Genomic DNA, 21507 nt, shown 5'->3' on the forward strand with positions numbered 1-21507 from the left:
AATTCCTCGACCAACCGATCTTGTTAGCTATTTATAGTTTTTATATTGTTTTATTTTGTTAAAAGTATGCCCTGTGTTGGCTGTTCTTACTATGTAAGAGATCACAACTCTACTCGCGCAGGCCGCTTTTATACTGATATTAGCGGCTGATTTAACTAAGACTTTACCTTTTAAACTTTTATCTAAAGCTAATCGTTCAAATAAAACACAACTAGGGCGCTTTTTTGCTAAATAATCTACCGCTAGGTTGGGCCTGTATAGCAAAATAGTTTATAAAGAAGATTCTTCATCCACATGAGTTTTAGCTTAGACAAATGGCCTTTGTACCTCGCATGTTTAAGTGCATGTTAGTAAACCGTCAGTTTCATCACTTTCTTTCGTATAAACCGCGAGTGTTTTTGGCTGCTTTTTTTTCTAGCATAGTATTACTAGGTTGCAGTAGTGCAGTTTTCAGTGATCTTTTTGTGAGTTATGACGAGCAATTGCGCGCGAGCCGTTACCAACTAGGTTCAGGAAAATTTGAGCTAGCCTCGGACTTATTGGCCGAAGGTAAACAAGGCGATAATAGCTACTACCTTAAGCAACTAGAAAAGGGGCGGATGAGTTACTTAGCGGGCGATTTTGAACAAAGCCAAGCACATTTCACTACCGTCGACGAGCAACTTCAGTGGTTATCTCGGCAAGCGGAGTACCGTTTATCAACGGGTTTACAGAATGTTTCAGCCCTGGCGACCAACGATAACTTTATTGAGTACCATATTCCTGTTTATGAACAGGTTATGTTGCATCATTATCAGGCGATAAATTACTTGCATAGCAATGGCCTAGAGTCGGCTTTGATTGAGGTACGCCGTGCGGCAATGATTCAACAACAAGCTATGCAAGAAGCACCAATTAGCATAGAAGAGCAATTACGGGATTACACAGCACAATACGACGATTTAATGCAAGAATACCCGCAACTAAACTCCAAGAATAAAGCCCTGGATAATGCTTTTCAAAATGGTTTAACGTTTGCTCTATCTGCTGCATTGTACTTGGCGGCGGGGAAAGAGGATGATGCTTATATCGATTACCGAAAGGCCTTAGCACTGGCGCCTAACAATAGCTACTTACAAGCCGAAGTAGCCCGCCTTGGCAAGAAACTCTCGATGAGTGACTATAAAAAGTATACCCCTGCAGAAGCAGTTCCCTTAAGTAAACAACAAGGTTTGCTGATTGTTCTTCATGAACAATCAATTGTTGCCGCTCGCCAAGAAGCCCGTTTTACACTGCCACTTTATAACCATAATCGCTGGGAAACCTACACGGTAGCGCTGCCCATTATGAGGGGAAATGCCCAAGTAAGCATTCCGCAAAAGCTAGCCGTTAATGGTGAGCGGTTTGCTACCGAGCGTTTAGTGCAGTTTGATGACTTAGCGGCAAAGCAGTTGCAACAAGACTTACCAGGCATATTACTGCGGCAAATCTTGCGGGTTATCACCAAAGACCAATTTAGGCGAGAAGTGAACAAAGACAAAGCAGATGACGAAGAAAATTGGGCGAACGCCTTAGTTAATATTTACAATGTTGCTTCAGAGAGAGCGGATACTCGTAGTTGGCAAACCTTACCGGCTTTAGCACAGATTGCCGTTAAAGCTTTGCCTGTTGGTGAACATACTCTAGAATTTGAGGGGTTAATTGAACCATCTACAAGCATTACTTTAAGGCCCAGAAGGGTTACCTTGGTGTTAACCAATGATTTGGGTGCTCCTGCTCAAGTATTTAATTTATGAAGAGGGTAAAGCTATGAAATATTTGCTGTTACTAAGTGCATTGTTGGTTGGGTGCACCACTGATACCTCCGGAATAGCAGCCGACTCAGACAAACCTGATGGTAAACAATGGTTAATAGTAGATAACCTTAATCTAGGTCGTAAGCTCACCATTATTGATGCAGCAACCCACCAAGGTATGGATCGCCTACGTGGTGTCGCCACAATACAATCTTTATACAAAGGTGACTTAGATTTACAGTATCGTTTTTATTGGTACGACAGTAACAATGTACAATTGAACAACGCAACAACAGCATGGACGCCGCTAAGCTTGCACGGCAAGCAACAAATTCAGGTCCAATCGGTGGCGTTAGTTCACAACGCTAACCATTTCAAAATTTATGTTAGAGAAGTTGAATAACAGAGAGATATCCCATGAAAAAACTTGTATTAGCAGCATCCGTATTGGCATTTACCTTGACTGGGTGTTCAACTCAGGTGAGCTATGGCGACCCTCAAGAAGTTGAAACTGTAGATGTTGCTTTTGGTTCGACTGATTTGCAAAAGATTGCTGGCGAAATGACTGACTCCATGATCTCATCTCCTTTGTTAGCAGAAATCACCGCCAATAATCGTCCGATTGTGTTTGTTGAACGGATCAAAAATAAAACTACTGAACACATCGATACCGAATCGGTAACTGATTCGATCAGCACTAAGTTATTGCAATCTGGAAAATTTCGCTTTGTTGATATGAGCCGCGTGAATGAAGTGCGAGAGCAGCTCGACTTTCAAAATGATGGTGGCTTAGTTGACCCCTCAAAAGCGATTGCATTTGGTCAGCAGGTCGGCGCCGAATACATGCTCTACGGTAACCTAGCGAGTATCGTAAAAACCAACAAAAAGACTAAAGACGTTTATTACAAAATGACCATGCGATTAATGGATTTAAAAACCGGCCTAGTAGAATGGGCTGATGAGACTGAGATCCGTAAGGCCGAAACTAAATCTACTTTTGGTTGGTAGTGATTAATGGGCCCACTTTTTATCGATTTACTTGGCACAGAGCTGAGTGCTGAAGAAGCTGAAATGCTTCAGCACCCTCTGGTTGCTGGGGTTATTTTATTTAGCCGTAATTATCAAGACCGAGCTCATTTAATAGAGCTAGTACGAACCATAAGAATGGCTAGCAAGCAGCGTTTACTGATTGCTGTTGACCATGAAGGTGGGCGTGTCCAACGATTTAGAGAGCAGTTTTCTGCCATACCTGCAATGGGGCAAATTGCCAACACCGCCAATCAGCTAGGTTTGTCTAGCATTGAATGGTCAAAGCAATTAGGTTGGTTAATGGCGGTTGAGCTGCGAGCCTGCGACATTGATATTAGTTTTGCTCCCGTGTTAGATATTAATGGCGTGAGTGACGTGATTGGCCAACGGGCATTTGGTGACAAGCCTGAACAGATTACTCAGCTTGCCAGCGCATTTATCGATGGTATGTCGGTAGCAGGAATGAAAGCTACCGGTAAGCACTTTCCTGGTCATGGTAATGTAAAAGCCGATACTCATCATTTAGAGGCGCGTGATAACCGCTCTTTTGCCGACATTCAACAGCAAGATATGCAAGTGTTTGCCTCGCTAATAGTCCAGAATAAGCTGGACGCGGTGATGCCTGCGCATGTTATTTACTCGCAAGTTGACGAAAAGCCAGCAGGTTTTTCTAAGATTTGGTTGCAGCAAATTCTCCGCAAAAGTTTGGCATTTAAAGGTCTAATATTTAGTGATGATTTAAGCATGAAGGGGGCAGCAGTGGTGGGCGATCATGTTGCTCGCGCTAAACAAGCATTAACTGCTGGCTGTGATTTGTTGCTCGCCTGTAATGATCGAGAAGCAAGCATCAGTTTGCTAGATGGTCTAGAGCATACTCAAGTGCCCGCCGGTGAGCGATTAGTAGGCAAAGCATATCCACTTAGTTGGTCTGAGTTAGAAGCGCAAGCTCAGTATAAAGAAATTGCCGCTCGCGCTGCGAAAATAGCGCAAATGAGTAGTGAAACAAACAGTTTATAAATACACTTGTTTTTAGTGTGTGATTCTAAGGAAGGTAAAGCGAGATGATTATTTATCTACACGGCTTTGACTCGACAAGTCCGGGTAACCACGAAAAAGTGCTGCAGCTGCAATTTGTCGACCCAGACGTGCGACCAATTAGCTACAGTACCATTCACCCAAGGCATGACATGAGCCATCTTCTAAAAGAAGTGCACAAACAGCTCATGTTAAGTGCTGATGAAGAAGTGGTGATTTGTGGTGTGGGACTAGGCGGCTATTGGAGCGAACGCATTGGTTTTTTATGTGGTATACCTTCGGTGATTTTCAACCCGAATTTACACCCAGAAGTGAACATGCAGGGCCGAATTGAGCGACCAGAAGAGTACATTGATATTGCTTCTAAATGTGTAACCGAGTTTAGAACCAAGAATAAAGGCAATTGTACGGTAGTGCTGTCGGAAAACGACGAGGTACTGGATAACAAAGTATCGGAACAAGAGCTTAAAGATTACTACCAAGTAGTGTGGGATAAAGAGCAAAGCCACAAGTTTAAAGATATTAGTCATCACTTACAGTTGATTAAGTCTTTAAAACGTTTACCAAGCCTGTAGAAGCTTATATTTTTGTCAAAAGAGGGATTTAATCCCTCTTTTTTATTGCGCTCTTTTTGTGATCTCTATCAAGTTACGTATAATGAGCGCTGCTTCACCAGCAGTTCAAGGCACAAAAAATCAACTAAATGCCTTTTGGGTAAAGCAAAAACACTTCAAGTTGTTACAAGGAAACAAGCAAGCATGACTAGAATCGTTGTAGTTGGTGGTGGTGCCGGTGGCTTAGAGCTAGCGACACGTTTAGGGCGTAAACTAGGGAAAAAAGGCCAAGCGAGTGTAGTGCTGGTAGATAAAAACCGTACTCACCTTTGGAAACCCCTGTTGCACGAAGTAGCCACTGGTTCATTAGATGCCGGTATTGATGCGCTAAGTTATCGCTCTCATGCTGCTAATCATGGTTTTGAGTTTCAACTCGGTGAAGTTGACGACGTAAATCGTGAAGATCAATTAGTGACCCTAAAGCCAATGGTTGAGGAAGGTAAAGAAGTATTGCCCGCTCGCCAACTTAACTACGACTACTTGATAATGGCGATTGGCTCGGTTTCCAATGACTTTAATACTAAAGGTGTTAAAGACAACTGTATTTTCCTCGATAACCCAAGTCGCGCCGATTTATTCCACCGCCGCATGCTTAATCGTTTCTTACAGTACTCGCAAAATGACGAAGCGCAAAGTGGCGAAAAAGTACGTGTTGCCATTGTAGGTGCAGGGGCAACCGGTGTAGAACTTTCTGCTGAGCTCCATAACGCCTTAGATCAGCTTCGAGCTTACGGTGTACCTAATTTAAGCCACTCTAGTTTGGCGGTTACTTTGGTCGAAGCTGGGGAAAAAATTCTACCTGCATTACCAGTGCGCATTTCTAGTTCAGCCCATTCAGAGCTGCAAAAAATGGGAGTGGATGTTCGCACCAAAACCATGGTGACAGAAGCAACACCTGAGGGTTTAACCACCAAAGATGGTGAGCTAATTAAAGCCGATATTATGGTTTGGGCGGCTGGCATTAAATGCCCAGAGTTTATGAAGGACTTAGGTGGATTAGAAACTAACCGCATTAATCAGTTAGTGGTTAGGCCAACTTTGCAAACCTCACGCGATAGTAATGTTTATGCAATTGGCGATTGTGCTAGTTGCGCGATGGGCGAAAATGGCTTTGTACCGCCACGTGCTCAATCGGCTCATCAAATGGCAACATTGGTGTTTAAAAACATTGTGCGTCAAATAGAAGAAAAGCCACTGTTAGAGTTTGAATATAAAGATCACGGCTCATTAGTATCACTTAGCCGCTATTCAACCGTTGGCTCGTTAATGGGGAACTTGATGCAGGGCTCGATGATGATTGAAGGGCGCATCGCTCGGATAATGTATATTTCCTTATATCGCATGCACCAAATCGCTTTACATGGTTATATGAAAACCGGCTTGATGATGTTAGTTGGGCGTATAAACCAAGTATTAAGGCCTAAGCTTAAGTTGCACTAAGCGTGTAGGATTGATGAATAAATAAAAAAGCAGCCTCAGGGCTGCTTTTTTATTTTGTTTAATGGCACCTTTAATCCAAAGGTAGCGAGTTAGGCACTTGGTTTTATTAACTGTTTTTTTACTCGGTTTAATGCGAAGGATTTTTGTCTAAAGCGGATTTGAACACAATAAAGCTCATCATTAAGCTTATCCACAACGTAACGGCATTAAGCGTTTCAAAACGCCAATAGTTTAAATTAATAGAGTGGATCTGAATGGCTATGTCGCTGAATAATAGAACTAAAATTCCCCAAAGTTGACTCCTAATGGAGAGCTTTTGCCAAAGTTTCGGAAAGATCAATCGAGTGAGCGGCAAAGCGCCCATAGCCAAGCCAACGTAAAACCAAAAATGGTCAGGGTAGAGTAGACCGAGTATTTTGTCGCCAGTTTGTCGAGAGCTGGCGGCAATGGCCAGCAATAACCAGGTTCTGCTTAACAGCGCGCAAGCAAATAGCACGCTGGGTTGATTAGCAAGTAACACAAATGTACTTAAGAAGCGGGTGTAACAGAGCTGTTTTGCTGGTCGCTACTAAGCTCTGATGCTTCATTTACATTAGCTTGCTCAGCCTCAACGATAGGATCTGATTCCGCTTGAGCATCGGTTATAGGTGCTTGCTCGGCATCGACAGAAGCGTTAGTTTGCTCTTCCGGGCTACGACGAATTTGAATCAGCATGCCCATTAACGGGTGGTCAAAATAGTGAATCTCGCCCGAACGTACACGACGTTTTTGATCAAACTTAAAGCTGTGTAGCTGTTCTTCTGTGTGGTATTCACTAATTAAGCTACTTTGCTCTGTTGTCTCTGCGTCTGCACTCAGCACGACCACTTGTTGCTCTTCACTAGGTACAACAACCTCAGCAACAGCAACATTGGCAGGAACTTCTACAGTACTTTCTTCAGCGATAACAGTTTCTTGCTGTGGTAATTCAGCAGGTTGTTCAAGCAGAGGTTCTGGTTCGTTCAGCAACAGCTCTACTTCAACAGGGCGTTTTAGCAGTAACTCGCTTTCGATATACAGGTAGTGCTGCAGGTATACACGAATTCCGCCTTCCAGTTCCCAAATAGCCTGCGCTGGCTCTGGTTCAATATCAAAAGCGCCAACTGCTGAGTCGGGTTCATCAAACAAGGAAATATTTTCAGCGGCTAAATCGAAACTTTGGCTTTCTTGCGCATATTGCTCATCAGAGAAAGTTAAAGAGCCAAGTAAACGTCCTTCATCATTAAAACGGGTAGAGAAGTCTTCACCGGCTTGTACTTGGTAATGCTTAGCGCGATTGCGAGGAGCAACAATTTCTCGCCAGCCTAGGTGTAATAAAGGCGTGAACGCTGCGTGCTGGGTGAGTTTAGCAAACTCATCGTTTAGCTCAAGCTGCTCTTTACTTAGCATTTGGCGTTTAGTGGCGCCGCTTATCGGCCAGCCTCTACCATCAATACTTACTGGTAGCTTATCAAAACGTGGCGCAATACAAGGCTCTTGTTCTTCGCTGCAACCAAATAGTGGTGCCAGTAAAGGCTCACTTGTGTTGGCATTAAGGCTTTGTGGTTGCGGCCAATACTCTTGGCTACTTTCTACACTTACGTTACGTTTGAAAAAGATAACTTCAATGTCAAACCAGCGAGGCTCTTGAGCAAAACTAGATAGGCTGGTAAAGCTTACTGCAGCTAAGCTACCTAGCTGCAGGGCATGTTTAAGAGTTAGTCGCATTGGCAGTAAATTGCTCCAATAATGATTCGATTAAGCTTAATCGCTGTTCTGGGCTATCGCTAGGTACCGCAAACTTAAGTTTGTTGGCACCTTCTAGGCGATAAATAGCTGGCTGTGATTGTAACAGGCTTACTAGAAAAGCGGCATTAACTTTTGTGGTTTCGGCAAACTCAACTTGGCCACCTTTAGGCCCGGCTTCAATACGTTTAATGCCTAGCTGTTCGGCTTCAATTTTGAGATTTTGAACTTCAAATAGGTTTTTTGCCTGCTCAGGTAATAAGCCAAATCGGTCAATTAACTCCACTTGTAGTTCTCGCATTTCTGCTTGATTGGCACAGTTAGCGATGCGTTTGTACATGGTTAAGCGCGTGGTTACGTCAAAAATGTAATCATCGGGCAGTAGAGCGGGTAAGCGCAGTTCAACTTCACATTGGTCGTTCTGGCTTAAGTCCCAATTTAGGTCTTGACCATTTTTTAGTGCGGTGACAGCTCTATCTAACATTTCCATGTAAAGCGTGAAGCCTACTGCTTCAATTTGTCCGCTTTGGTCATCACCTAATAATTCACCCGCACCACGAATTTCTAAATCGTGAGTAGCAAGGGTAAAGCCGGCACCTAAATCTTCTAGCTGCGATATGGCATCTAAACGTTTTTTTGCATCTTTGGTGATCAACTTAGGTGGTGGCGTTAGCAAATACGCATAGGCTTGGTGGTGCGAGCGGCCAACACGACCACGTAACTGGTGCAACTGAGCTAAACCAAAATTATCGGCGCGGTTAATAATGATGGTGTTGGCACTAGGTATGTCGATGCCAGTTTCAATGATAGTGGTACACACCAGTACATTAAAGCGTTGGTGGTGGAAGTCACCCATGATTCGTTCAAGTTCGCGCTCACGCATTTGACCATGCGCCACGGTAATTCGCGCTTGTGGTAACCATTCTTTAAGCTCTTGAGCTACACGTTCGATGGTTTCAACTTTGTTATGCAAGAAGTAAACTTGACCGCCACGCATCACTTCACGACTAATTGCTTCTTTAATTAGCGCGGCGTCGTGCTGGCGAACAAAGGTTTTTACAGCCAAGCGCTTCGCCGGTGGGGTAGCAATAATTGATAAATCACGCATGCCGCTCATTGCCATATTTAAGGTTCGAGGAATTGGCGTAGCGGTAAGGGTAAGAATATCGACATTGGCACGCATTGCTTTAATCTGCTCTTTTTGGCGCACCCCAAAGCGGTGTTCTTCATCGATGACCAACAAACCTAAATCAGCAAATTTAACGTCTTTGCTAAGCAGTTTATGGGTACCAATAATTACATCCACTTTGCCAGCAGCAAGATCCTTTAAGACCGCATTTTGTTCTTTGGTGGTTTTAAAGCGAGATAACGAAGCGACTTCTATCGGCCAATTGGCAAAACGATCGCTAAAGTTGTCGAAGTGTTGCTGGGCCAATAGGGTGGTTGGCACTAATACGGCGACTTGTTTGCCAGCATTTACGGCAACAAATGCTGCGCGCATGGCAACTTCTGTTTTACCAAAACCTACGTCACCACATACTAAGCGGTCCATGGCGTTAGGTGTTTGCATGTCTTGCAAGGTTGCACCAATGGCCTGTTGTTGGTCATCGGTTTCTTCAAACGGGAAATCAGCAGCAAACTGTTGGTAGGCTGCGTCATCTAACTCATAACCAAAGCCGGGTTTGGCGGCGCGTTTTGCGTAAACTTCTAGTAACTCGGCGGCAACATCGCGAATTTTCTCAGCAGCTTTGGCTTTGGCTTTTTGCCACTGATCATTACCTAGTTTGTGCAGAGGCGCTGTTTCGTCGTTAGCACCAGAGTAGCGACTAATTAAATGCAGGGCATTTACCGGCACGTAAAGCTTGGCTTCGTTGGCATACTCTAGGGTTAAAAACTCGGTTTTAATACCGCCATTTTCAAAGCTGCTTAAACCATGATAGCGGCCAACCCCGTGTTCAATGTGTACCACTGGCTGACCAATACTTAGCTCAGCTAAATTGCGAATAAGTACATCAGGATTAAGTGTTTTACTTGAGGCCTTACGTTGTTTAGCTCGTACTTTATCGCCAAGTAAATCAACTTCACTAATTAGCTGAATATTGGGATCTTTTAGCTCAAAGCCCTTATCTAAAGGTGCAACCACCATGGCTAAGCTGTCTTTACTTGCCAAAAACTCACTAATACTGGCAACATCTTTGATGCGCAGTTTAAGCGGGCTAAGTAAGTTTTTAAGGGCTTCTCGACGGCCTTCTGTCTCGGCAATAAAGCAGGTTTTAGGTTTTGGGTGATGCTCTAGGTAATGACTTAGCGCTTGCAAAGGCAAGTTCAAACGGTGATTTACGCTTAAGTCTGGCAGCGCGTGAGCATCTAGATTCAGTTTACCTTGGCTATTACGGGCCGGGCCTTTATGTAGTTTAACTCCTGCGAACTGTTTTAGTTCTTTAAAGCATTGCTCGGTGCTTTGATATAACTCGTCTGGCGGTAAGATCGGCCGCGCTTTGTCGTAGCGTCGATTTTCATAACGGTCCGTCAACTCACTCCAAAATTGCTTACCGGCATGATCCAAATCACCAACTTTAAGAATCACCGTGTTGGTGGCTAATTGGTCGGTTAAGCTTTCGGTGTGAGCATGAAATAACGGTAGATAATACTCAATGCCCGCTGGCATTATACCTTTGGTGACTTGTTGATAGATGGAGCCCGCGTCTCGGCTTGGCTCAAAACGGTCGCGCCATTGTTGGCGGAAGGTTTCTATACCGCCTGCATCGGTCGGGAACTCGTGTGCTGGTAACAAGGTAATGCTTTTGCGTTGCTCTGCACTACGCTGCGTATCGGGATCGAACTCGCGAATGCTGTCTAGTTCATCATCAAAAAAGTCTAAGCGAAAAGGCAGGTTGCTACCCATTGGGAAGAGGTCTAGTAAGCTTCCTCGAAGAGCAAACTCGCCATGCTCCATTACTTGGTCAACATGCTGATAGCCGGCGCTAACTAAACGCTCTTTAAAGGCATTGAGGTTTAAGCTTTGACCCACTTTAAGCTGCAAGCTGTGCTTGGCTAAAAATTCTGCGGGAGCACAACGTTGCAGCCAGGTAGCTATGGGCGCAATAAGCACACTGTTTTTGTCGTGACTTAGTTGATTAAGGCTTAAAATACGTTGCGATACAATATCTTGGTGCGGCGAAAAAGTGTCGTAAGGCAAGGTTTCCCAGTCGGGTAGCAAATGCAAGGCACGCTGAGGTTTTAAGCCGTTTACTTCTCGCTCTATTTGCAGCGCGCTACGAGTATCTTCAGTTAAAATCACGATGGGCGCATCAAGTTGCGCGATGTATTCTTGAATAACAAAAGCAAGCGCGCTACCGGGTAAGTTGCTTACTTGCTTTTGGTCGCCAGCATCAACTGGGCAGGGTAAATTTAGTAACACTGAGAACTCTTATTTTTCGGCTTGTTGGCGAGCATCTGCTCGGGCTTTTAGCTGCTGGCTTTGAATGTGTAAGCTGGCTCTAACCAGTGCTTCAACATCTTCATCTCGAATCAAGGTATAGTTTATTTCTACCAAGTGTTCACTGCGATGAGCAATGGCTTTGCTTTGCTGTACTTCACCATAGCAATACACGGCAGTGGACTCTTCTGGCAGAAAAATCTTAAGTTTTACTGCTTGCCCTGGTTGTAAGGCTTGTGGCCAGAAACAATGGATTTCTGAGCCGCCAAATTGATGACTGAGCGTACGGTGTTCAGGGCTGTCTTGTTGTACTAGCACGTAACTTAACACTCGGTTTAGCTTTTGTTCTTGAGCGTGCAAATAAGATAAAAGCTGTTCGCCTGCTTCGCCCAGTTGTTTAATTGCGCGCAAACCGAGCAGAGAATGATGCTGTCCTGGGTTGGCCAAGGTAAAGGGCTCAGGAATGCTGGCTTCAAATGCTGCTTTTGTCTGAGGTAAGTCATTTGGCTCAATTAACTCAAGGTTTACATTAAGTTGATGAGTAACGCTAAAATATTGTTGTTCCTGCATACATTCCCAGAAGCGCCGTGCGGCGAGTTGTCAAATAGACCATGCTTAAAGCGTAGTTGAAGGCGAAATTACAACAAGTTGCGTAGCGGATTGCAAATAATCTGAATATCTTTGTTTTTTATGTGATTAAGCAAGAGTTGTGACTTGTTGGCCTTAGTGCCGCGCGGTATGATTAGCGCGTTTTTTTGTGCCTAGGGATGTTCGTTGCTTCAATGAAATTAATTGGCTTTATAGCATGGCGGTTCTCGCGAGGAGCCAAACAGCAACGTTTTGCGTCGTTTGTGAGTTGGTTTTCTACTTTAGGCATTACATTAGGGGTAGCTGCGCTTATTACGGTTATTTCGGTAATGAACGGTTTTGAAAACCAGTTAAAGCAACGCATCCTCAATTTAGTTCCTCATCTTATTATTGCTAACCAGCAAACCTTGCCTAGTAACTTGTCCTCGTTAGCTACCGCACCATTAGTACTGAGTGAAGTTGTACTGCAAAGTAGCAGTAACTTGCATGCAGCGATGATGCAGGGCATCGATATCGAGCAACAAAAAGATGCAGCGCTGCTGCGTGAAAAGATGCTGATTGGTGATCTAGATAGCCTGCAAGCAGGCAGTTACAACGTAGTGATAGGTATTGGTACGGCTAATGCTCTGGGTGTGCGCTTAGGTGACACCATAAGGCTGCTGGCTACCGACAGACTGGTATATACCCCATTAGGAGAAATGCCTTCACAACGCAATTTTGTTGTTTCAGGAATATTTGAGTTTGCCGCTGAAGTCGACAAACAATTTATTTTACTCAATATAGAAGATAGCGCGCGCCTACTACGTTCTCCACTTTCCGCTGTGAGCCAACAGCGAGTATTCCTTGATGATCCGTTCCAAATAGAAAACATCGCCGCTAGCCTTAATCAGCACAATGTAGAGTTTCAAGATTGGCGGCGCTTTTATGGCGAATTATTTGCCGCAGTTAAAATGGAAAAAAACATGATGGGCATGCTGTTTTGCCTAATTATCGCGGTAGCCGCGTTTAACATACTGTCGAGTTTGGTGATGATGGTAGGCGAAAAGCGCAGCGATGTGGCCATTTTGCAAACCCTAGGTTTATCGCGCGATAAGGTAGTAATGGTATTTGTTATGCAAGGCGCCTGGAGCGGTTGCATTGGCGCAGCCGTTGGAGCCTTAAGTGGCTGGTGGCTTAGTTCCAACATTAATAGTGTTATGTCTGCTATTGGCCTTAACTTTGCGGCCAACTTTGGTGGTGCAGGTTTACCTGTATTGCAACGCAGTGAGCAAATTATCTTCATCACCGTTGCTGCCATGTTATTAAGCATTGTCGCGACGATTTATCCTGCTTGGCGCGCCAGCAAAATCCATCCTGCAGAGGCACTTCGTTATGAATGAGATTAATGCTCAGCCCGTTTTAGTGGCGAAAGAAATATATAAAACTTACCAAGACGGCAATCAATCTACTGAAGTGCTTCATGGCGTTGATTTTGAAGTGAATGCTGGTGAAGCAGTGGCTATTGTAGGTAGCTCGGGCTCTGGTAAAAGTACCTTGTTGCATATCCTTGGTGGATTAGATGAAGCCAACAAGGGCACGGTGAGTATCGATGGACAAGCTATCGACGGTTTAAGTAGCAAGCAATTAGCTGGGTTACGTAACCAAAAACTTGGTTTTATCTACCAGTTTCATCACTTGCTAGGTGAGTTCTCGGCCATAGAGAATGTTGCAATGCCCCTGTTAATTGCGGGAATGGCAAAAAAGACCGCTATGCAAAAAGCGCAAGCTTTATTGGAGAGAGTTGGTTTAGGCCATCGCTTAAAGCACCGACCATCTGAGTTATCGGGAGGCGAACGCCAGCGCACGGCTATCGCTCGCGCCTTGGTTAATGAGCCAAGCTTGGTGCTAGCCGATGAGCCCACCGGAAATTTAGATAGTCAAAGCACAGAATCCATTTATCAGCTTATTTTGGAATTGAACCGAGATTTAAATACAGCGTTTGTTGTGGTTACCCATGATTTAGCTTTAGCAGCTAAGTTTGCCCGCCAAGCATATATGCAAGACGGAAACTTTGTGAGCAAGGGCGAATAGCATGCGTTTGCCTTTGTCATTTTTTATAGGCTTGCGTTATCACCGAGCCAAAAATAGTAATGGATTTATCTCGTTTATCTCAGCCTCTTCTACTTTAGGCATTGTGTTGGGTGTAGCCGTTTTAATCATTGGCCTTTCGGTCATGAATGGCTTTGAGCGAGAGTTGCGCGACCGCTTTTTAGCGATTGTAAGCCATGGTGAGCTAGAGGCAGTAAACTCTCCCTTGAGCGATCATCAGCAGCTGTTAACTACTGCTATGGACCATACTAAGGTACAGGGCGCAGCTCCGTATGTTAGCTTTAGCGCACTGGTGCAAAAAGGCAAACAAATGAAAGCTTTGTCGCTAAAGGGTATCGATCCAAACTTGGAAAAGAATGTAACTAACCTTCATCAATATGTTGGGGATAGCGCTTGGCAAGCCTTGGCAAGTAACCAGCCGCAAATTGTTTTGGGTTCGGGTATCGCTAAACTGCTTGATGTAACCGAAGGCGAGCAGGTTACTTTGTTGTTGCCTAAAGCTAATCAACAAAACCGTTTAAGTTCACCACAGCGGGTTCGGGTTAAGGTTGTCGGCTTGATGAAGGCTGGGGGACAATTGGATAATCAGTTGGCCTTTATTAATTTGGCATTTGCCCAGCAACTGATGACCTGGCAAGACGGCGTTTCTGGAATTAGCTTGAAGGTTGCAGATCCCTTACAAGCAGATCAAGTGGTGCGTTCTGTGGCTAAGAACTTTCCCCAACTGGTTTATATTAAGAGTTGGATCCGCCAACATGGCTACCTCTACCAAGACATTCAGTTAGTTCGCACCATTATGTACGCGATAATGTTATTGATAGTGGCTGTGGCTAGTTTCAATATCGTATCCACCTTGATTTTGGCTGTAAGCGAAAAACGTGGTGACATTGCTATTTTAAAAACCATGGGCGCGAGCGACCAAACCTTATTGAAGAGCTTTATCGTATACGGCTCATATAACGGGGTTTTAGGTTGTGCGTGGGGGGCATTGTTAGGCGTGTTAGGTAGTTTTGGTTTGCCTAAATTAGTTGCGTTGATTGAAGCCCTAATAGGGCATAGTTTGCTCTCTGCCGATATTTACTTTATCGACTTTCTTCCCGTTGAGCTTATTTGGACAGACGTTATAGCAGTCGTTGTGGCGGCGCTAGTATTAAGTATGTTAGCCACTATATGGCCAGCTTGGCAGGCGACTCGAGTTAAGCCTGCTCAAGAATTAGGTTAATGCCACATCAACAAAAAAGGAGCTGTAAGGCTCCTTTTTTTGTTTTGGACATCTATCTGCGTTTGCGGTAGCGACGCCTAACTGAGTAACGCCATAATGCGTTAATCGCAAAATAACCACACACAGAAAAAACAATACCGTTAACAAGGCTGCCTAGTAAAAAGGCTGGGCCAATGGTGGCGATGAGATGTTCTAGGCCATGCCAAGTTAGCTCTAAATGGTAGTCGGCTACCGGTTGACCTAAGATCCCCGTTCCAACTAAATAACAAAAATAAAAGATAGCCGGGATAGTAAACGGGTTGGATATCCAAACTAAGGCAACCGATAAAGGCAGGTTTACCTTAAACATAATGGCTAAAGCTGCTGCAATAATCATTTGAGATGGCAGCGGAATAAAAGCCACAAACAAACCTATGGCAAATGCGCCCGCAGCTGAGCGCCGGTTAAGGTGCCACAAATTAGGGTTGTGTAGCCAATCACCAAAAAATTTTAGATGTTTGCTTGCTTTTAGATCTTCAGTTTTAGGAATAAATCGTTGTATCGTTTTTTTTGGCATATAGTTTGTTATTGATAATAAACTTCTTATGACATATGAATGCCTTTTTACTAGCAAGTTTGCTAGCAATGACTTCATCGCTATTCTGGCCGAACCTACTTAGCTTACCACTCCTATATGTTAGCTTCGTTGCACTTGTGGCTTCGCTTTGGAAAAGAAAGCTCTGGGCTGCTGGCTTCATATTTGGCGTGTGTTGGATGACGAGCCATGCGCTGTATTATCAGTCATGGATTGTTAGCATCCAACAAAAAACGGCCAACTTTAGCATAATTGGCGAGATCTTGGCAGTTGATAATAATCAATACTGGCAAAAAATTACTGTAGAACTACATCAATTAGATAGCCATACCAGTATAGCGTGGTGGCAGCCAAAACTTACCCTCTATCATTCTCGTTCAACAAAGGATTTTGTGCCACTTCAGGTCGGTCAGGAAATTGCTGCGAAGGTGAAGCTAAAACCTGCTTTTGCCAGTATCAACCCGGCAGGATTTAATTATGCAAGGTGGTTAGTTGCTAAATCAATTATTGGGCGCGGCAAACTGATTAGTTATGAGCTACTAGAAAGCGAACCTTCATATCGAGAAGTTTGGTTAACAAAGTTAGCCAAATTACTGCAAAACTATCAGTATTCTGGTGAGATGTTGGCGCTAATGACGGGCGATAAACGGCTTCTCTCGCAGCAGCATAAGCAGCTATATCAGCAATCTGGCTTAGGTCATTTGTTTGTGTTGTCTGGATTGCATTTAGGGATTGTGGCTTTTTGGTCGTGGTTGTTAGCAAGGCTTGTGAGTATAGCATTTAGGGTTAATCAACAAGCGATGCCAATTTTGATTAGCTTGGCATGTTGTATCGCATTTTGTTGGCTGGCCAATTGGCAGTTATCAATGATGCGAGCATTGCTAATGTATAGCAGTTCGATGCTATTTATATTATTAGGTAGCCGCAGAACAGTTGTTTTTGGCTTAATGTTTAGTGCATTACTCATCCTGCTTACTTGGCCGTTTAGTGTTTATAACAGTGGTTTTTGGCTGTCCTATTTTGCTGTCGCTATTGTATTACTCTGCTTGTGGTTAGGACCAAGAAATAAGCTGGCAATGCTTGTATTTATTCAGTTGGCTATTGGTTTATTAATGACGCCACTGCAGGTGTTGTTGTTTGGATTAGTGCCTAGTTCAGCGTTGTTGCTTAACCTTGTTGCCGTGCCGTTGTTTAGTATGGTGATCGTGCCAGCCTTGTTATTACTTATTTTGTTATTTGCAGCTGACAGTCATTTAGCACCTTATTTGGCGCAGTTTGTTGATAGGCTATTTTCATACCTTTATAGCTCGCTCGAGTGGCTGAATAGCAATTTGTCGGTGAGTTTAAGTTCGTCGTCGATTGTTATTGGATTACTGCTAATTCTCCCGCTATGTGCACTGTTACTGAGATTTTACCGTAAACGTTTGTATTGGGTTTTGTTATTACTTTTATTGTTACCTAATAGCTATCAATTAAGCCAAGTTACAGATAATTGGCATGTATATGTACTAGATGTTGGGCAGGGGCTTGCCGTGGTGGTTACCCATCGAGGTGAAGCGATAATCTATGACACAGGGCCGAGGTTTCGCAGCGGTTTTAGTTACGCAGAGAGTGTGATAGTTCCTCTTATTGCGGAGCTAAGAGTTCAGCATGTTGATAGCATAATAATTAGTCACGGAGACAATGACCACGCAGGTGGGAGAGAAGTGTTAGAGCTGACTTACCCCCAAGCCAGGCAATATTATGGCCGAGACCAGCGCTTGCCAGAAACATTTTGCCAAGGTAAGCGGATCTGGGGAAAGCTAAAACTAGATTTCTACTTAGCCGACCTTGGTTATGGAAACAATGGGTCTTGCGTATTAAAGCTCGGTGACGGCCAAACGAGCGTGTTGCTGACTGGTGATATTGAACAATTGGCTGAACAACAATTACTAAATGCTGGCTTAAAGCAGGTGAATATCATGTTAAGTCCCCATCATGGTAGCAATAGTTCTTCTTCGGCTAGCTTTATTCATGCGCTAAATCCAGAAGTGGTAATTCATAGTAGTGGGGCGTTTAATCGATTTGGTTTCCCGCATCAATCGGTTCAAGAGCGTTACGCCGAGAGCAAGCAGTATATAACGGGGCGAGATGGAGCAATAAAACTTGAAATTGATGACCGTTCATACCAAGTTTATCCGTATAGGCATTTAAAAACGAGTCCGTGGTACCAGCAAATCATCAGTTGGTGATTTGGCTATAAACCGCTAAACTAAGGCAATTTTTCCGATGGAATAACTCTGTTCTTATGATTCCAGATACAGCTACGAATACAAAAGCTAACTTTCTCCGTTTATTAAGCTACGTGAAAGACCGTAAGATTGGTTTGATTGTCGCCATTATTGGCATGATAGGTTACGGCGCCGTAGATACGCTTTTTGTTTACTCTATCAAGCCGCTGATCGATGAAGGTTTGTCCGGTAAAAACCCAGCAGTGTTAACTTACATGCCAATCTTTGTATTAGGCATTGTATTTTTGCGTGGTATTTGTGGTTTCGCCAGTAGCTACGGTATGTCTTGGGTTGGTGGCCATCTAGTGATGAAAATTCAACGCCAGATATTTAATCATTTGATGTTAATGCCAGTATCGTTTTTTGATAAAAACCCAACGGGCACGCTTATTTCAAAAATCACCTATGACTCTAACCAAGTGAGCACAGCCGCCACTGCAAGTTTAGTTAATTTAGTGAGAGAAAGTGCCACCATCATTGGTTTGTTGATCCTTATGTTTTACAACAGCTGGCAACTGTCATTGATTTTCTTTTTGATAGGCCCACCCGTAGGTTTTGCTATTAGTAATGTGAGTCGTCGTTTCCGAAAAATCAGCACAAATTTGCAGCATGCGGTTGGAAATGTGACCACTACCAGCGAACAAATGCTCAATGGTCATAAAGAAATTCTTTCATTCGGTGGACAACCTAAAGAAGAAGCAAGATTTAATGATGCAAGCAACATGATTCGTCGCCAGCAAATGAAAATGGCTACTGTAAGTGCTATTGCCAACCCCGCGGTACAGTTCATCGCTTCTATTGGTTTGTCGATTGTATTGTTTGCTGCATCATCTCCTGAGCTGGTAGCTGAACTTAGCCCAGGCACCTTTACCATTATTGTCACCTCTATGATGATGCTACTAAAGCCATTGAGAGTAATTACCCAGTTAAATAACGATGTGCAAAAAGCGATGGCTGCTTGTACAAGCTTATTTACCGTAATGGATATGGACACTGAAACTGATACTGGTAGCCACGTTACTAAACGTGCTAAAGGTAAAATCAACTTAGAGAATGTTGAATTCAAGTATCCCACCAAAAATGAGATTGTACTTAAGGGTATTAATCTAAATATCGAAGCAGGACAAACCGTTGCTTTAGTAGGGCGCTCTGGTAGTGGTAAGTCAACTATCGCAGGCTTGTTGCCTAAGTTTTACGAAGTGCAATCTGGGCAAGTATTGCTAGATGATATTCCTGTTCAAGATTACCAACTCAAGAACTTACGTGAGCAGTTTGCTCAAGTATCGCAAACCGTTCACCTGTTTAGCGGTACCATTGCCGAAAATATTGGTTATGCCAATGAAAACGCCAGTCGAGAAGAGATTGAGCGAGTGGCTGAAATGGCAAATGTAACTAGCTTCGTAGAAAAGTTTGAAGATGGCTTTGATACTGTTATTGGTGAGAAAGGTGTGATGCTTTCTGGCGGGCAACGTCAGCGCATTGCAATTGCTCGTGCCTTACTAAAAGATGCACCAGTTCTGATTTTAGATGAGGCTACCTCGGCACTTGATACAGAATCTGAGCGTAAAATTCAGCAGGCCATTGACAGAGTTTGTTCTGATAGAACCGCCATTGTGATTGCTCACCGCTTATCAACCATTGAAAACGCAGACATGATTGTTGTTCTTGATGAAGGTGTTGTGGTTGAGCAGGGCAGTCATGCTGAGTTAATGGCTAACCAGGGTGACTACTACCAGCTACATCAAATTCAATTTGGTGAAAAGTAAGCAGTGAAGTTTTGGTATCAAGCTAAGCAGCGACATTGGATAAAAATTGGTTTATTGCTGCCGCTAAGCGGCTTATTTTACTTAGTTGCTAGTGCCCGCCGTTTAGCCTTTAAGCTGTCTTGGTTTAGCAGTTTTCGCCCACCGATCCCAGTTGCCATTGTGGGTAACATCAGTGTGGGTGGAAACGGCAAAACTCCAGTTGTATTAGCGCTGGTTGAAGCGGCAAAGCAGCGCGGTTTTAAGCCCGCGGTTGTTAGCCGTGGTTATGGCAGTAAGGCGCCTTACTATCCTTTTGTTGTTAGCTCCAGTAGCCAGTCTGCAGAGTGTGGCGATGAACCTCTGCTTATTTTTCAGCGAACTAAGTGCCTAGTGGTCGTAGACCCAAATCGCAGTGCAGCGTGCAAAGCTGCAGTTGAGCAGGGGAGTGATCTGATTATTTGCGATGACGGAATGCAGCACTATGCCTTGCAACGCGATATAGAAATTGCGGTCGTTGATGCTCAGCGAGGTTTAGGTAATGGTTTGTGTTTACCGGCGGGTCCTTTGCGAGAAACAGCCTCTAGGTTATCAGTGGTCGATTTGATTGTGAGCAATGGTGAGCCGCTGTTTAATGCCAATAGTCATTTATTGCAGTTACGAGCCAGCGGTTTGCGCCGCGTAAGTGATCAGCAACAAGTGACGGATGTTACACAGTTTGACGCGGCTATTGCTGGAATTGGCAATCCACCGCGCTTTTTTGAGTCACTTGCTGATTTAGGCTTTGCTTGTAAGAAGCAAGTCAGCTTAGATGATCATAAGCATCTTAGTGAAGAACAGCATAAAGAGCTGTTTGAGAAACGTATAATCATGACAGAAAAGGATGCGATTAAATATCGTCATACAGCCGGTGATGAGTGGTATTATTTACCCGTGGATAGTGTGCTGCCTGATGCGTTTTATCAGCAATTTTTCTCATTGTTACAGGAAAAAATTCATGTCAGTTGAACATAATTTATTAGAAATTGTTGCTTGCCCCTTATGTAAAGGCAAGCTGCATTACGACAAACCTAATAATGAATTAGTGTGTAAGTTTGACCGTTTAGCTTATCCCATTAAAGATGCCATTCCGGTTCTTTTAGTCAATGAAGCCAGAGAAATGTCAGCCAACGAGTTACCGCAATGAAATTTGTAGTGGTTATTCCAGCTCGTTATCAGTCTACCCGTTTACCGGCTAAGCCACTGCAAGATATTGCGGGTAAAACGATGATTGAAAGAGTCTATCGGCAGGCCTGTAAATCAGGCGCCGAACGTGTGGTTATTGCAACTGATGATCAGCGTATTGTCGATGTTGCAGATGATTTTGGTGCCGAGGTTGTGCTCACCGCCGCTTCTCACGAATCAGGCACCGAACGCTTAGCTGAAGTGTGTAAAAAGTTGGCATTCTCTAACGATACCATTGTGGTTAATGTTCAAGGTGATGAGCCGTTGATCCCACCTGCGGTAATTTCTCAAGTAGCGGGCTTACTCGAAGCTGCACCCGAAGTAAAAATGGCAAGTTTGTCTGTGCCTATACATGAGGATACAGACATTCATGATCCTAACGTTGTTAAGGTTGTGTGTGATAAAGAAGACCACGCTTTGTATTTCAGCCGCTCAGCAGTTCCGCACGAGCGAGATGGAGATTGGCAATGTGAGCTGTATTCAAGGCATATAGGTATATACGCCTATCGCGCGCATTTTGTCGGTGAGTATTTGCAACTTAGTCCGTCTCCCATTGAGAAGATGGAAAAACTAGAGCAGTTACGCGTTCTCTGGCATGGTTATAAAATCAAGATGGCAAGAGCAATAGAAACACCCGCTCATGGTGTAGATACTCCAGAAGACTTAGAAAAAGTTCGCGCTTTATTTGCGTGAGTACGCCAAA

Annotated in this window: 19 protein-coding genes; 14 read left to right on the plus strand and 5 right to left on the minus strand. The window is 43.8% G+C overall.

Annotated features, from left to right (window positions below; all coding sequences use genetic code 11):
- Positions 1-314 precede the first annotated feature (314 nt).
- From OV592_RS09245 to OV592_RS09270, 6 genes are all read left to right on the plus strand, one after another.
- A complete protein-coding gene (locus tag OV592_RS09245; protein WP_406611174.1) occupies positions 315-1775 on the plus strand; it encodes a COG3014 family protein in 1461 nt (486 codons plus the stop codon).
- A 13-nt stretch (positions 1776-1788) separates the two neighbouring features.
- A complete protein-coding gene (locus OV592_RS09250; protein ID WP_016402566.1) occupies positions 1789-2178 on the plus strand; it encodes a YcfL family protein in 390 nt (129 codons plus the stop codon).
- A 14-nt stretch (positions 2179-2192) separates the two neighbouring features.
- Positions 2193-2783, plus strand: coding sequence for a penicillin-binding protein activator LpoB (gene lpoB, locus OV592_RS09255; protein ID WP_040307368.1), 591 nt, complete (start codon positions 2193-2195; stop codon positions 2781-2783).
- Between the two features lie 6 nt (positions 2784-2789).
- Positions 2790-3821, plus strand: a complete 1032-nt coding sequence (gene nagZ, locus OV592_RS09260; protein ID WP_406611175.1) for a beta-N-acetylhexosaminidase — start codon at positions 2790-2792, stop codon at positions 3819-3821.
- A gap of 44 nt (positions 3822-3865) precedes the next feature.
- Complete coding sequence (ycfP, locus tag OV592_RS09265) at positions 3866-4414, plus strand: alpha/beta hydrolase YcfP (protein ID WP_338625961.1); 549 nt, start codon at positions 3866-3868, stop codon at positions 4412-4414.
- Between the two features lie 183 nt (positions 4415-4597).
- On the plus strand, positions 4598-5893 hold the full coding sequence (locus tag OV592_RS09270) for an NAD(P)/FAD-dependent oxidoreductase (protein WP_406611176.1): 1296 nt from the start codon (positions 4598-4600) through the stop codon (positions 5891-5893).
- A 127-nt stretch (positions 5894-6020) separates the two neighbouring features.
- Here the strand turns inward: OV592_RS09270 and OV592_RS09275 are convergent, their stop codons facing one another.
- From OV592_RS09275 to OV592_RS09290, 4 genes are read right to left on the minus strand one after another with little or no spacing between them, the layout of a single operon-like run.
- Positions 6021-6413 (minus strand): DUF2919 family protein, encoded by a 393-nt coding sequence (locus OV592_RS09275; protein ID WP_406611177.1) that lies wholly within the window; start codon positions 6411-6413, stop codon positions 6021-6023.
- A gap of 8 nt (positions 6414-6421) precedes the next feature.
- The gene (locus OV592_RS09280) at positions 6422-7639 is read right to left on the minus strand and encodes a CsiV family protein (protein WP_406611178.1); all 1218 of its coding nucleotides are present in this window, start codon (positions 7637-7639) and stop codon (positions 6422-6424) included.
- Positions 7623-11078 carry a transcription-repair coupling factor gene (gene mfd / locus OV592_RS09285; RefSeq protein ID WP_406611179.1) on the minus strand — a complete coding sequence of 1152 codons (3456 nt, stop codon included), beginning with the start codon at positions 11076-11078 and terminating at the stop codon, positions 7623-7625. The genes OV592_RS09280 and mfd overlap by 17 nt, the downstream gene beginning before the upstream one ends.
- Before the next feature lie 9 nt (positions 11079-11087).
- A complete protein-coding gene (locus OV592_RS09290; protein ID WP_406611180.1) occupies positions 11088-11666 on the minus strand; it encodes a hypothetical protein in 579 nt (192 codons plus the stop codon).
- Positions 11667-11878: 212 nt separating this feature from the next.
- Between OV592_RS09290 and OV592_RS09295 the strand changes: the two genes are divergently transcribed.
- Genes OV592_RS09295 through lolE form a run of 3 tightly spaced genes read left to right on the plus strand, consistent with a single transcriptional unit; the run spans position 11879 to position 14994 of the window.
- Positions 11879-13063 (plus strand): lipoprotein-releasing ABC transporter permease subunit, encoded by a 1185-nt coding sequence (locus OV592_RS09295; RefSeq protein WP_406611181.1) that lies wholly within the window; start codon positions 11879-11881, stop codon positions 13061-13063.
- Positions 13056-13754: a lipoprotein-releasing ABC transporter ATP-binding protein LolD gene (gene lolD, locus OV592_RS09300; protein ID WP_016402554.1), complete on the plus strand. Its 699-nt coding sequence runs from the start codon at positions 13056-13058 to the stop codon at positions 13752-13754. The genes OV592_RS09295 and lolD overlap by 8 nt, the downstream gene beginning before the upstream one ends.
- Before the next feature lies 1 nt (position 13755).
- A complete protein-coding gene (lolE, locus tag OV592_RS09305) occupies positions 13756-14994 on the plus strand; it encodes a lipoprotein-releasing ABC transporter permease subunit LolE (protein WP_406611182.1) in 1239 nt (412 codons plus the stop codon).
- A 52-nt stretch (positions 14995-15046) separates the two neighbouring features.
- Here lolE and OV592_RS09310 read toward each other — a convergent pair whose 3' ends face one another.
- Entirely contained in the window at positions 15047-15550 is a 504-nt protein-coding gene (locus OV592_RS09310) for a DUF2062 domain-containing protein (protein ID WP_016402552.1), read from the minus strand.
- A gap of 68 nt (positions 15551-15618) precedes the next feature.
- Between OV592_RS09310 and OV592_RS09315 the strand changes: the two genes are divergently transcribed.
- From OV592_RS09315 to kdsB, 5 genes are read left to right on the plus strand one after another with little or no spacing between them, the layout of a single operon-like run.
- The gene (locus OV592_RS09315) at positions 15619-17799 is read left to right on the plus strand and encodes a DNA internalization-related competence protein ComEC/Rec2 (RefSeq protein ID WP_406611183.1); all 2181 of its coding nucleotides are present in this window, start codon (positions 15619-15621) and stop codon (positions 17797-17799) included.
- A gap of 56 nt (positions 17800-17855) precedes the next feature.
- A complete protein-coding gene (msbA, locus tag OV592_RS09320) occupies positions 17856-19604 on the plus strand; it encodes a lipid A export permease/ATP-binding protein MsbA (RefSeq protein ID WP_406611184.1) in 1749 nt (582 codons plus the stop codon).
- Positions 19605-19607: 3 nt separating this feature from the next.
- On the plus strand, positions 19608-20588 hold the full coding sequence (gene lpxK, locus OV592_RS09325; RefSeq protein WP_406611185.1) for a tetraacyldisaccharide 4'-kinase: 981 nt from the start codon (positions 19608-19610) through the stop codon (positions 20586-20588).
- Entirely contained in the window at positions 20578-20766 is a 189-nt protein-coding gene (locus tag OV592_RS09330) for a Trm112 family protein (protein ID WP_016402548.1), read from the plus strand. Before lpxK ends, OV592_RS09330 begins: the two co-directional genes overlap by 11 nt.
- On the plus strand, positions 20763-21497 hold the full coding sequence (gene kdsB / locus OV592_RS09335; RefSeq protein WP_406611186.1) for a 3-deoxy-manno-octulosonate cytidylyltransferase: 735 nt from the start codon (positions 20763-20765) through the stop codon (positions 21495-21497). The genes OV592_RS09330 and kdsB overlap by 4 nt, the downstream gene beginning before the upstream one ends.
- The last annotated feature ends 10 nt before the right edge of the window (positions 21498-21507 follow it).

Origin of the sequence: Agarivorans sp. JK6, assembly GCF_045277145.1 — a bacterium.
In the GTDB taxonomy this organism is placed as follows: Bacteria; Pseudomonadota; Gammaproteobacteria; order Enterobacterales; family Celerinatantimonadaceae; genus Agarivorans; species Agarivorans albus.